At 57.8% G+C, this 12,798-nt stretch carries 10 protein-coding genes; 5 read left to right on the top strand and 5 right to left on the bottom strand.

The window, feature by feature from the left end:
• Positions 1 to 53: 53 nt before the first annotated feature.
• The 4 genes from LOY56_RS26245 to LOY56_RS26230 are packed head-to-tail and all read right to left on the bottom strand — an operon-like array spanning position 54 to position 7,520.
• Complete coding sequence (locus tag LOY56_RS26245) at positions 54 to 653, bottom strand: hypothetical protein (RefSeq protein ID WP_258618288.1); 600 nt, start codon at positions 651 to 653, stop codon at positions 54 to 56.
• Between the two features lie 21 nt (positions 654 to 674).
• The gene (locus LOY56_RS26240) at positions 675 to 5,117 is read right to left on the bottom strand and encodes an RHS repeat-associated core domain-containing protein (protein ID WP_258618287.1); all 4,443 of its coding nucleotides are present in this window, start codon (positions 5,115 to 5,117) and stop codon (positions 675 to 677) included.
• A gap of 12 nt (positions 5,118 to 5,129) precedes the next feature.
• A complete protein-coding gene (locus LOY56_RS26235) occupies positions 5,130 to 5,564 on the bottom strand; it encodes a DUF1795 domain-containing protein (protein ID WP_258618286.1) in 435 nt (144 codons plus the stop codon).
• An 18-nt stretch (positions 5,565 to 5,582) separates the two neighbouring features.
• Positions 5,583 to 7,520: a type VI secretion system Vgr family protein gene (locus LOY56_RS26230; protein ID WP_258618285.1), complete on the bottom strand. Its 1,938-nt coding sequence runs from the start codon at positions 7,518 to 7,520 to the stop codon at positions 5,583 to 5,585.
• A 248-nt stretch (positions 7,521 to 7,768) separates the two neighbouring features.
• On the opposite strand from LOY56_RS26230, the gene LOY56_RS26225 reads away from it, so the two are divergent.
• From LOY56_RS26225 to LOY56_RS26205, 5 genes are read left to right on the top strand one after another with little or no spacing between them, the layout of a single operon-like run.
• Positions 7,769 to 8,203 (top strand): DUF1795 domain-containing protein, encoded by a 435-nt coding sequence (locus LOY56_RS26225; RefSeq protein ID WP_258618284.1) that lies wholly within the window; start codon positions 7,769 to 7,771, stop codon positions 8,201 to 8,203.
• Positions 8,204 to 8,257: 54 nt separating this feature from the next.
• The gene (locus LOY56_RS26220; RefSeq protein ID WP_258618282.1) at positions 8,258 to 9,553 is read left to right on the top strand and encodes a PAAR domain-containing protein; all 1,296 of its coding nucleotides are present in this window, start codon (positions 8,258 to 8,260) and stop codon (positions 9,551 to 9,553) included.
• Entirely contained in the window at positions 9,550 to 10,083 is a 534-nt protein-coding gene (locus tag LOY56_RS26215; protein WP_258618281.1) for a hypothetical protein, read from the top strand. The genes LOY56_RS26220 and LOY56_RS26215 overlap by 4 nt, the downstream gene beginning before the upstream one ends.
• 12 nt (positions 10,084 to 10,095) lie before the next feature.
• Entirely contained in the window at positions 10,096 to 10,416 is a 321-nt protein-coding gene (locus LOY56_RS26210; RefSeq protein WP_258618279.1) for a hypothetical protein, read from the top strand.
• Positions 10,413 to 10,676 (top strand): hypothetical protein, encoded by a 264-nt coding sequence (locus tag LOY56_RS26205; protein ID WP_258618277.1) that lies wholly within the window; start codon positions 10,413 to 10,415, stop codon positions 10,674 to 10,676. The genes LOY56_RS26210 and LOY56_RS26205 overlap by 4 nt, the downstream gene beginning before the upstream one ends.
• A gap of 48 nt (positions 10,677 to 10,724) precedes the next feature.
• On the opposite strand, the gene LOY56_RS26200 is transcribed toward LOY56_RS26205, so the two are convergent.
• Positions 10,725 to 12,665, bottom strand: coding sequence for a type VI secretion system tip protein VgrG (locus LOY56_RS26200; protein ID WP_258618275.1), 1,941 nt, complete (start codon positions 12,663 to 12,665; stop codon positions 10,725 to 10,727).
• Positions 12,666 to 12,798 lie beyond the last annotated feature (133 nt).

Genomic DNA, 12,798 nt, shown 5'->3' with positions numbered 1-12,798 from the left:
TCAAATATCCAATATTTGCGCACATGGACCGGCTCAGGACCATGACCTAAAGATCAACCATAAAAATAATCAAAAAACCGTTCGAAGTTTTCTTTCCCAAGTAGTGGGCTGACTTCCTTTGTGAGTAACTTCACAAACTTGCTAGAAAGTTCGTCATCATCGTTGTATATCTCAAAAATTTCGAACTGGCCGTGAACAACCTCAATCAGTTTGGCAAAAGCGAAAAAGAAATCGGCCAATGAATCAGCAATTTTGAAGGGCAAGACCACGTCATAGCTCGCAAATACAGGCGTACCATCGATGTCGGTAACGGCTATGACAGGCTTGCCGCCTCCGATGTCATCCATAAATACTACAAAACTGGTAGGCCAGTGGGTATTGAGCTGCGACTTGTTTGAATTGCCATCCCACTTGTAGCCTACCTGGGCATCCTCAAGAATGTTCAGCTCAAAAAAACGTATCGGAGTCAAACCTGTCTCTATTTCTACATCCACAGGCTCGTAGTTGTCATAGAAGAAGTCAGTTTCGCCGGAGCGTTCAAGCGTTTGTGGCCATGTGGTGTTGACCTGGCCATTCTTTTCGAAGCTGCCTTCCAACTGGAATTTTTTGTGGATACGACGCAGCTCTATCAGTGCCTTTTCTAACGCGCTCATGTTCGTTCTCCAAATAAAAAATCAAGTGCCGCATTTACCCTTGCCGGGCGTTCTAAGGCGGTCGATCAAGCGCCCCTTGCCAGCGTTGCCGTAATTACCGCGGTGCCCCCGAGGACTGTTCAAATGCTCGTCCACACCGCTTGGGTGTTGCGCGTTCTGCAAAAATACAATATTCCTTGGATCGCCTTTCCAGGCTTTACCCAATGTTCCGTTGCCTTCGACACTGTTGATATGGTGTCCGGTATAGCCTGCTTTAGACATTTTGGAGTTCAGTTGTGCGTTGCTCTTGGTGTCCAGAATCATATCGCGCTCGGCCGCGGTCCAATCCCTTGAGCCACCGCCACGTGAAACAAGCTCCCGTTCCTGACCCCAAGCACGGTTAATGGCTGTTCCTCGTCCACCAGGCTTCGGTTTGACGGTTTCTCTAGGCTTATAACGCACCAAGTCCTGCGGGTTTAACCCGAGCGGGTCTATCCACATTAATGGATTGGTTGCGTAGAGGTAGAGGTTAAGCCCTCCAGTGAGTCCTATGGGATCGGGTGTCGTAAATCGTCCAACATCCGGGTCGTAGAATCGGAAAGTGTTGTAGTGCAGCCCGATTTCCCGATCCAGATATTGTCCTTGGAATCTCAGGTTCTGCTCTTCTATGTAATAAGGCTCACGGATTTCTTCAACCGTATTGCCCCATACCTGATAGCGAGCCTGCCAGACCGTTTGACCGTTCGCCTCCGAAAGCTGCTCAGGCAGACCATTGAGGTCGTTGTGGTAATAGCGCACTTTCTGTTGCGCGCCTGTCCCATCAATTCGGGCTATAGGTTCGTGGCCTTGGTTCCCATAGATGTAAAGGCTGGTCTGGGAGTGCTTGTGCTCCTGTAGCAGGCGCAGGCCATCCCAAGTAAAGCGGGTTTCACTCAGGAGATACCCATTGCCGTCATAAGTGGCTTTGGTAACGCGCCTGCCTAGAGGGTCATAGGTCATCCGCACGATCGATGCGCGTCCAGCATGATCATTGCGCACTTCAATCAGACGGTGTTCGGCGTCGTATGCGAAGCGTTGCGTTCCGCGAAGGCTACTGCGCTTCTCGATCATTCGGCCGAAGCCGTCATAGCGATAGCGTTTGTCCTGATAGGTCAGCACCTGGTTATGCACCACTAGCCCAGAGCCTTGTTGCGGCCCGTCGAGTAGGTTCGCAGCATCATCGTACGCAAAGGTTTCGCGCTGCCCGTGCAGACTATCTTGGCTGGCGATAATTCTATCGGTGGCATCGTAATGAAATAACTGTCTGTTTTGGTCACCGGATTGCTGGTCAAGCTTGCCAATCAAATTATCTGTTGGGTCGTACTCGAATTGTTTTTGCGCAGTTGTGGTTAGCGGGCTATGCCCACGTTTAAGAGAGCGCAAGCGACCGCAGCGGTCATATTGGCTGCGAGTGGTGATATGGCCTTGGGTGCGAAGCACTTCACGGTGCAGTCGGTCGCGCTCGAAATCGCTGATGACCTGCCCGTCGACATTGATCTGGTGAAGGTGGCCACTTCCGTAATACAGCTGATTAAGCCAGCAACCGTCAGGTGTTTTTGTCTGTATCAGGTTGCCCAGTTCGTCGTAACGATACTGCAGACTGCCGGCCGAGCTTTGCTCTTCAACCAGTTGACCCAGTGCGTTGTAAACAAAACCCAATGATTGTTGCTGGCCAGCCTTATCGATAAAGCTGACAGCCGTAAGTTGATCCAACGGGCTATAGGTGTACTCGGTACGTCCATCATCGGTCACCTTCGCCACCAGACGCCCCATGGCGTCGCGTTCAAAACGATGGATGATCGGGGCTTCGGATGTTGTGGGCACCAAAGCCATGCCGTTGCCATAAGGCGCTGGAACAGTTTCCACCACCGCAATATTATTCAGCGCATCGTAGGTGTAACGACGAGAACTGCCATCAAGATCATGTTGCTCGGCTACACGGTCATTGGCATCCCAAGCGAAACAATAATGTTCGCCGTTTTCGTTGGTCAGGACTTGGAGACGCCCATAGCTGTCATAGACGAATTGCACCTGACGTCCATGAGTGTCGACACGCCGGCATACTTGGCCCCGGCGATTACGCTGGTAGTGCGTGGTGTGCCCGACCGGGTCGGTATAACCGGTCAATTGGCCGCTGCTATCGCGCTGGAGGCGTTCAACGCGTCCATCAGGTAATTGACTGGTCAGCAAGCGCCCCTGAGTGTCGTAACTGAACAGGGTGCGTTCGCCCATGGCGTCAGTGATGACCTGCAAATAACCCCGATCGTCGTAACGGAAGCGAGTTGGGTAGCCAGAACAGTCGATATGTTCGCTGAGTTGGCCGAAGACATTCCATTTAAGCCTTTTGCTTTTACCTGTGGCATCGATGATTTCTACCAGTTGCCCGCGGTCGTCATAACGGTACTGAGTCACTTGTCCCAGTGGGTCGGTTTCGCCAATGCAATTACCCCGCTGGTCATACCGTAGTTGCCAACTGTTGCCTGCACTGTCCGTTCCTGCGACGGGCAAGGCCCAGTGCTTGAGCCATAAGGTCGAGTCACTGCGGCCCAGCGGGTCGGTTTCGCCGATCAAGTTTCCGGCGTCGTCGTAGCTGTATTCGTAGCGCCCGCCCTGTGGGTCGGTGGCGCTGAGCAATTGGCGCTCGTCGTTCCACTCGAACTGCCAGGTCTGGCCGAGGTTGTCGGTGTATTCGGTGATCTGGTGCTGGGTGTTCCACCGCCGTGTGCTGACGCGCTGCAAACCATCGGTAATGCGCGTGACACCGGCGTCGAGGTCATAGTCGAACTGGTAAGTGTCGCCCTCATCGGTCCAGTGCCCGACCACGCGCCATTCACGATCTTCAATCAACGCCCATTCATAGAAGCAACGCAGCCCCGTGGGCAACTGATGCTCAGTCATCCGCCGATCACTGTCGTAAACGAAACGGCGCTGTACCTGACCTGCTGTATCGCGCACTTCTGTCAGGTTGCCTGACTGATCGTAGCCATAACTCACCAACACTTCGCGGTGTTGGTCAGGGTAGACCCGCTCCACCTGACTGACTCGTGCCTGGAGGTAGGTCAATTCCACCTGAACCAAGTCAAAGGTGTCGCGCAGTTTTACAAGGCGTCCGGCGGCGTCATAGTCGAGGTGAACCCGGTTGTCGTTACGATCACCCAGCTGGCTAAGGCGCAGTGCCGATGAATTTCCAGGTGTTGCATCGAACAGTCGATACAGTCCGCTGTCGCTTTCAATCAACAACTGCCCATTAACATGGCGTCGAACACTAAGCCCTTCACCCGCACTGAACACCGCGCCACCCAAGGGAATCGAACCCATGTCGATGCGCCGACCCTGTTCATCGGTGTAGACCAGCGTTTCACCGCCCTCCGGGTGAGGCAGGATTTCAACCTGCACCTCGTAGGACACACTCCAACCCGCCCCGAACAACCCGTCGCGACGCTCGTCGCGGCTGTTGTAGAAGCGCTGCCAATCCATCGGCAAGATGCCCGGTAACACGAAATCCAGCTCATCGTCACCACCCAGCACCTTGGCCCCGGTGGCGGCGTGCACCGGGTTCGACGAGCCCATGGCGGCGTTGGCCATCGCCCCCATCGCGCTGCTGACGGCCATCGACGTCGCGCCACCGACCAGCATGCACGGCAATTTGCTGAAGAACTTCCCCTTGCCACCCTTGAGCATCAGCAACGCGGTGACCGCCAGCCCCACGCCCGGAGTTTTGCCACTGCGGATCTCGCGCACCACCACCGAACCGCCACCAATGGTCACGTTGGAGGAAATCAGCCCGGAGCCCACCACCTTGGCATCGCAGGTGCTGCGGTCGCCGCTGCGCACGGCGGGTTGGCCGTTGATGGTGACTTTGTCCGAGCCCTCGGCCAGAAACTGCGGCGGCATCGGCGGATGCTTCATGCAGACGAGCAGGTCCAGCGGCTTGGGCACGGCGCCGGGTGCCGGGGTGGCAACGGTGGGGCGCCACATCTGCGAGAAGAAGCTTTCGGCCATGTCCAGGTAACTGGCTTCTGCTTCGGGCTCGGGTATTTCCAGCTCGGTACCGGCCGGCGCGACATGGGACGGAATCGCCCCGGCGGCGCGGGCGGCGGGAATGTTGTTGGTGAGGGTGTTGGTGGAACCGGTGAGAATGTTCGCCTGCACCGTGGGCGGAAACAGGGCGTTGCTAATCTTCTCGCACCAGTTGCTTAAGCCCTTGTCGGCTCCGGTCTTGCTCATGGCAAGGCCGACGACCGTGCCCACCACCAGGCCGAGCACGAAGCAACCTAGTCCGCCAGTGACGACCGTGATGCCCGTGGCCGCCACCACGGCGGCAGTGGCCAGCGCGGTAATCGCGATGTTGGCCGCCACCTCCAGCACACCGCCGAGGATATCGGCCATCATCGAGGTGTGGTTGAGTGCATCACCCAGCCGGGCGGCCCAGAGCGCGTCAGACATGCAAGGTGCTCATCAGGCCGGAACGTCGAACAGCAGCGAACTTTTGATCGTCGCCCAATGCGCGGCTTCGGCATCGCCGAGTTTCTCGGCCTTCACGTAGCTCAGGGCGAGCATTTTGCGGGTGCCGGGCAACACCAGTGCCAACTGATATTGGAAGACTTTGTCGTTGCCCTTGTTGAACTGGCTGCGCAACTCTATGCCTTCGACTTGCTGGTTGGCCCCCAGACGCACCGCGACGCCCGGTTGGAAACGCAAGTCTTGCACTTGCTTTTCCAGGCGCTTGAGCTGGTCGTCGAAGTTGCTCTGCAAGGTTTCGCCCTCGGCCAGCAAGCTGCGGCTGACAATCAGCGAAGTGCCCAGTTCAGGGAACTTGAGGATGTTGATCGTCGCGTCTTGCAGTTCGCCTGCTGGCAGTTGGAACTGGAATTCATTGATTCGGTAAGTCATGGAGCACAGATCTCGTGATTAGCCCTTGGGCTTGGGAAACGCGGCATTGATGTTGGCGTCGATGCTGGCCTTGACGCCCTGGCCATCAGGTGTGGCACCAGCGCCGCCGCCATTGTTCAGGTGCAGCACGCCGCCGGTGTTGAACTCGGCATCACCGCTGGCATAGAAGCTGATTTGCACGCCGGTCAGGTTGATCTGGCCGCTGGCATTGAGCTCCAGGATGCTTTCACCACAGACCAGCCGCAGGTTCTCGCCCACTTCAATGACGTAGCTCTGGCTGATGCTGTCGGTCTTGCGCTGGCCCACCGAAAGAATGTCTTCCTGTTTGACGATACGCAGGCGGTTATTGCCGATGGTCACCGTCTCGTTATGCCCGATGCTCTTGTTGCGGTCGTGGCCCACCGAGTGGCTTTCGTCCACCTCGACCACGATGTCTTGATTGCGCTCGGCATGGATGTACAGCTGCTCGGCGCCTTTCTTGTCTTCCATGCGGATTTCGTTGAAGTTCGCTGGTGTGCCGCCCTTGCTCGAACGGCTTTTCATGCCGCTTTGGGTGGCGTTTTCCGGCAAATCGTAAGGCACGGTCTGTTCCGCGTTGTAGACGCGGCCGGTGATGATCGGCCGGTCGGGATCGCCTTCAAGAAAACTGACGATCACTTCCTGGCCGATCCGTGGGATCTGCATCGAGCCCCAGTTTTTCCCGGCCCAGGATTGCGACACGCGAATCCAGCACGAACTGTTTTCGTTGGATTGGTCGTGACGGTCCCAATAGAAATGCACCTTCACCCGGCCAAACTGGTCGGTCCAGATTTCCTCGCCCTTGGGGCCGACCACCAGTGCGGTCTGCGGGCCTTTGACGATGGGGCGGTGGGTGTTGGGCAGGGGGCGGTAGCTTTGTTGGGCGTCGATGCAGGTCAGGCTGCTTTCGAATTGCGCCGAAGGCGCACCACCACCGGTTTCCCCACTTTCCTGGGAAATGTAATAGCGGGCGCCGACGATCAGGTATTCGCGGTTCTGGTCCTGGCGGCTGAAGCCGGTGAGACTGAACAAATGACCCGAGCCCAGGCCCCGGGCGTTGCCGGCCAGCTCGACTTGTTCGTGCAGGGTCTGCAAGGCTTCGATGCGGGTGCGGGCGTAATGTTCGCCGTCTGCGCTTTGCACATAGGTGCCGGGATAGTCGTACAGCGGATAGTCGCCGGCGGTGTGCGGACGCGGCATGGCCGAGCGCACGTCAATTCGCGCGCTGGGGCGCTGGAAGTCATAGTCGTTGAGCTCCAGCGAGCCCGGCTGGACTTCCTGGGCCAGGTGCCAATCGTGAATATGATCGCGTTCGCGCTGCTGCTCATTCTTGGGGTAGTAGGGCACCGAGCCGTAGCCGGGCGCGCTGGTGTGGGCGCCGTAGGCATCGGCCAACACCAACACATGACGACCCTGTTCGTGGCGGAAGAAGTAGTAGATGCCTTCCTGCTCCATCAGGCGGCTGACGAAATCGAAACTGGTTTCGCGATACTGCACGCAGTATTCCCACTCGCGATAAGGCCGGCTCAGGGCATCTTCGAAATCGGAAAAGCCCAGGTCGCGAAACACCTGCTTGATGATCTGCGGGAGGGTCAGGTTCTGGAAAATCCGGCAATCGGAGGTGCGGGTCAGCAGCCAAAGCCAAGGCCGCAGCGTGACCTGGTAGCTGGCGAACTGGCCCTGGTCGACGTTCTGGCTACAACGGGCCACGATGCCATGGAAATGACGCTCGCCACCGCCGTCCAGTTGCAGGCTCAGGCACATGGGTTTGCCGAGCAACTGGTTGAGGTCGATGGCATTGTCCAGCGAGTGCAGCTGCAACTCATAGTTGAACAGCCGCCCCAGCTCCTCGCCGCCGCCCATGTCCTTGAGCAGCAGCACCTCCGGCCCCAGGGGGCTGGTGATTTTTGCCAGGCGTGAGAGTTGCTCGAATAGCATCGGTTGTCCTTATCGCTGCCGCAGTCCATTTGACGCTGCGCAAGATTGCCGACTTTTGACGTTGAAGATCAAGAAATCGCGCCCTTTGACAGCTCGTGCACAGGCATGAAATCGCCCGAGTAGTGACGCTGATCGCATAATGTAGTTCGTTAGTTGGGGCAGAGGAACCCGGTTCTTGATTGTTACCAGGCATTACTTGAATATCTGCTCCTTCGCGCGTCACCTCATGTCCATGGAAAGCGATTACTGTGACCTCTTACCGCATTCAAGAAGCCGATCTCGAAATCCCCGATACCTGGCAGGACCAGAGCATCAATATTTTCAAGCTACCGGCAGTCGGTCCTGCTAAAGAAGCCAGTTTTGTGATCAGCCGCGATGCCACCCAGGGCGACGCTCCCTTTGCAGAGTACGTGGACCGCCAACTCAAAAGCGCGGAGCAGCAACTGCCGGGCTTCAAGCTGGTTCAGCGCTGGGACACGGTGCTGCAAGGGCACACCGCCACATTGCTGGATTACACCTGGCAACGCGAAGGTCGCGAACTGATGCTGCGTCAGGTGTTCATCGAGCGTAAGCCGTCCGTGCTGATCACAACCCTGACCACGACCCCGAACGACTTCGCCTATCACGAGCAAGCCTGGAAGCTGGCGATGCATTCGCTCAAGCCACAGCCTCCGATCGTCTGAGCATCGATACGTCCCACTGAGCAGTCATACGAATCAGTAAGGTAGATGCGCGCAATGGATGCACAGGCAGCAGCACGTCTGGGTGACGAAATAGCCCATGGGTTCGGGTTGGCCGCGATGGTCGCCGGTGCCGTGGCTGGCGCCTTGATCGGCGCGGCGGTCGTCGCCGCGACTGTCGCCACGGGCGGCGTGGCGCTGGCTATCATGGCGGGCTCGATTGCGGCCGGCGGCTTGTCGATGTTCCAGATCGTCAAGGGCCTCTCCACCCTCTTCAACCTGCCCGAGCCCACCACGGGGGCGTTGGTGATGGGCAGTTTCAATGTCTATATCAACGACCGCAATGCCATGAGGGCGGGCGAAGACATTGCGTCTTCCTGCACCGGGCTGCCGATGAATCATCCGATATGGCCTTTCCCGGTGCTGATCGCCGAAGGCAGCGCCACGGTATTCATCAACGGCAAACCGGCAGCGCGCTTGCACAGCAAGATGGTTTGCGGCGCTCACATCAAGAGCGGCAGCCCGAATACGTTTATCGGTGGGCCGACGGTTTCGGTGGCGTTTGTCCTGGATCTCGAAGGCTGGATGCACACCGGGTTGGAAGCGTTGGGGTTGTTGGCCATGGGAGGCGCAGCGATTCTCGCGGCCATGGCTGGCGTGGCTGCTTTAGTCGGTTTCGTGGTGATCGGCGGCACGATGATGGCTGGCATGGCGTTGCTGGGAGACCTGGGGGATCGCTTGGGGCCGGGGTACCGGGACCTGCTGCAGGGCGTCGCGGGATTGGCGCTTTTGGGCCTGGGCCCGAAAATAGCAAAAATCGGTACTGCGCCCAAGCCCCGCTCGGTGAGCTTCAAACCGGGCTACACGTCGGACGATATCGCTGCGATACCCAAGTTAAGCCGCCCGAATCCTGCCGATTACCTTGAGGCCTCCTATATCGACAAGCACCTCAAAGTCTTTCAGGATGAAGGCGGTGCGTTTCTGTTTACCCCCGATGACATTGCCAACCCGATGTACGGAACCTTTAGCGACACTAAGTACGTCATGGCCAAATCAGACCTGCACGGTGTGGTCGCCGAGTTTAAGAAAACCGGTGATCTTTCCATTCTGGAGACCGCCTTGGGCTATGAACCGGGCAGCTTTACCGGCAAAGAGATTTACATGATGAACCTGGACAATCCCAAGGTTGTCATGCCCTCCGGTAACGAGCGCGGAGCGAACCCGTTATGGCGTCCTGGTGGTCTGACCCATCCCGGTGGCATGCGCGAAGCGGTATTGGACAAGGTGGCTATCCCACACAATAACGACATCAATTTCCTGCTCGCGAACCCTGATGTAGTGAGAATCCAATGAGTGCCAATCTGGACAACGTATTGCTGCTGGCTCTGGCCAATGACGAGCTGGATAAATTCCTTGTAGGCGAGCCGTTTTATTTTCAAGAAGCCAAGAATGACAATGAAGAACCACAGAACATCGTCGCGGCTTTCGATTTGCTGGTGCTGCGTTACTGGCAACAGTCGCGCGACCCCCAGTTTCCTATGCGCTTCGTCGCGGCTTTGCTCAAGATTCTCGCGACCTACCCTGACCGTAATCGGGCGATTTATGTCGCAGCGGTGTGGCTCTGGTACTACCGGTTTTGCCTGAGCAAAAAGCAGGCACAACCCGAGGGGCTTTATGCCGACTTGTTCGAGATCGATATGGGGGCCGTGGCGCTGGCCCTTCAGAGGCAGCTTGAGATCAACAAGGCTGAGCTTGTCCAGGATACGCGTTGGGCGGGTGGCAGCTGGAACAGCCAGAACGGCCTGTGGGGGCCGCTAATGCGGACCGCCCTGGTCGTTCGGGATAAGCTGGGCGGCCCGGACTTCGTGCCGGTCAATCTCTGAGTGATTAATGATGTGCTGAAGGCCTACGTGGAAAGAGCCGACGGTGACTCGATTCGTGTTCGAATCATGGATAACCCGCTGGACTCGCCCCTACGCGCTATCGGGTTTTTGAAGGCGGCAGAGAAAGATATCTATGTTTTGCACGTCGCGGACGACAAGCAGAAGGCTAAGGTCTTCGATGAGCTACGTTCTTTGCGGGTGGCCTTTTCGGCGGGCAAGGAATGGTGTCCCTCCGAAGTTTTCGAATATCTTCGTGACGAGCAACTGCTGAGCGGTAAATTTTTGCGCGTCGCGTGGACGCAGCTCGGTCAATACGTGCTTGTGAACGCATGAAATTTCAGGAGGCTTTGGTCAGTCGTGAGCACATGTTCTCCGTGGGCATCGAACAGGACTCGGGTCGATTCTATGTCTCCATACCGGTCAGCAATGGCATGGCCGACTACGAGGAATACTATGAAATCGACCGTGCGACCTTTGAGCTGTTCAGGCATGACCCGGATGCCGCGCTGCCGTTCGTGGCACGTTGCAGAAAGCGCGAGCTGGACGAGTTGTTGATTGTCCAGCCGGGAACGAACCGCGGCACCGCCATCTGATCGTCGAAAGGCAAGGGTGGTGAGGCTGGCGTTATTCCTTGCGTGAACTCAGTGTTTGGCTTTTGCCGGGAACAACGCTTTTACCGCCGCATCGATAACGCCCTTGATGCCTTTGCCTTTGGGGTCCACGGCGCTGGCGCCTCCGGAGTTGAGGTCCAAACGGCCGCCGGTGTCGATGTTGCCATTGCCGCTGGCGTAGATATTGAACGCGGTGCCCGAGATATTGATCTCGCCACTGGCATTGAATTCCAGCACGCTTTTGCCACACACCAGTCGAATCTGCGAACCCGCCTCCACGAGGTATTGGGTCGCGATGCTGTCGCTCTTGGTTCCGCCGACGAGCAGAGCATCGTTGCGCTGCACGGCCCGCAGCCGGTCTTCGCCAATCCGTACGGTTTCGTTGCGGTCGATATTCTTGCGCCGATCGCGACCGACCCAGTGGCTTTCATCCACTTCCACGGCGATGTCCTGGTTGCGCTCGGCATGGATGTACAGCTGCTCGGCGCCTTTCTTGTCTTCCATCCGGATTTCGTTGAAATTCGCCGGCGTGCCGCCCTTGCTCGAACGGCTTTTGGTACCGCTCTGAGTGGCATTGGCGGGTAATGCATAGGGTACGGTTTGCTCGGCGTTATACACACGACCGGTGACGATGGGCCTGTCGGGATCCCCTTCAAGGAAGCTGACGATCACTTCCTGCCCAATGCGCGGGATCTGCACCGTCCCCCAGTTCTTGCCTGCCCAGGATTGCGACACGCGAATCCAGCACGAACTGTTTTCGTTGGACTGGTCGTGGCGGTCCCAATAGAAATGCACCTTCACCCGGCCGAACTGGTCGGTCCAGATTTCCTCGCCTTTGGGGCCAACCACCAGTGCGGTCTGCGGGCCCTTGACGATGGGGCGGTGGGTGTTGGGCAGGGGGCGGTAGCTTTGTTGGGCGTCGATGCAGGTCAGGCTGCTTTCGAACTGCGCCGAAGGCGCGCCACCACCGGTTTCCCCACTTTCCTGGGAAATGTAATAGCGGGCGCCGACAATCAGGTATTCGCGGTTCTGGTCCTGGCGGCTGAAGCCGGTGAGGCTGAACAAATGACCCGAGCCCAGGCCCCGGGCGTTGCCGGCCAGCTCGACTTGTTCGTGCAGGGTCTGCAAGGCTTCGATGCGGGTGCGGGCGTAATGTTCGCCGTCTGCGCTTTGCACATAGGTGCCGGGGTAGTCGTACAGCGGATAGTCGCCGGCGGTGTGCGGACGCGGCATGGCCGAGCGCACGTCAATTCGCGCGCTGGGGCGCTGGAAGTCATAGTCGTTGAGCTCCAGCGAGCCCGGCTGGACTTCCTGGGCCAGGTGCCAATCGTGAATATGATCGCGTTCGCGCTGCTGCTCATTCTTGGGGTAGTAGGGCACCGAGCCGTAGCCGGGCGCGCTGGTGTGGGCGCCGTAGGCATCGGCCAACACCAACACATGACGACCCTGTTCGTGGCGGAAGAAGTAGTAGATGCCTTCCTGCTCCATCAGGCGGCTGACGAAATCGAAACTGGTTTCGCGATACTGCACGCAGTATTCCCACTCGCGATAAGGCCGGCTCAGGGCATCTTCGAAATCGGAAAAGCCCAGGTCGCGAAACACCTGCTTGATGATCTGCGGGAGGGTCAGGTTCTGGAAAATCCGGCAATCGGAGGTGCGGGTCAGCAGCCAAAGCCAAGGCCGCAGCGTGACCTGGTAGCTGGCGAACTGGCCCTGGTCGACGTTCTGGCTACAACGGGCCACGATGCCATGGAAATGACGCTCGCCACCGCCGTCCAGTTGCAGGCTCAGGCACATGGGTTTGCCGAGCAACTGGTTGAGGTCGATGGCATTGTCCAGCGAGTGCAGCTGCAACTCATAGTTGAACAGCCGCCCCAGCTCCTCGCCGCCGCCCATGTCCTTGAGCAGCAGCACCTCCGGCCCCAGGGGACTGGTGATTTTTGCCAGGCGTGAGAGTTGCTCGAATAGCATCGGTTAATCCGTAAGTGTTGTAGTCGCCGTGCCGCTTTTTTCAGCAGAAACCGGATCAAAGGTGGGAGCTGGCTTGTCGGATCGCCGCACCGCTGCGATCCGACAAGCCAGCTCCCACACTGACCGCATTCCT

Origin of the sequence: Pseudomonas sp. B21-048 (genome assembly GCF_024748615.1) — a bacterium.
In the GTDB taxonomy this organism is placed as follows: Bacteria; Pseudomonadota; Gammaproteobacteria; order Pseudomonadales; family Pseudomonadaceae; genus Aquipseudomonas.
This window is presented reverse-complemented; position numbering and strand designations above follow the sequence as displayed.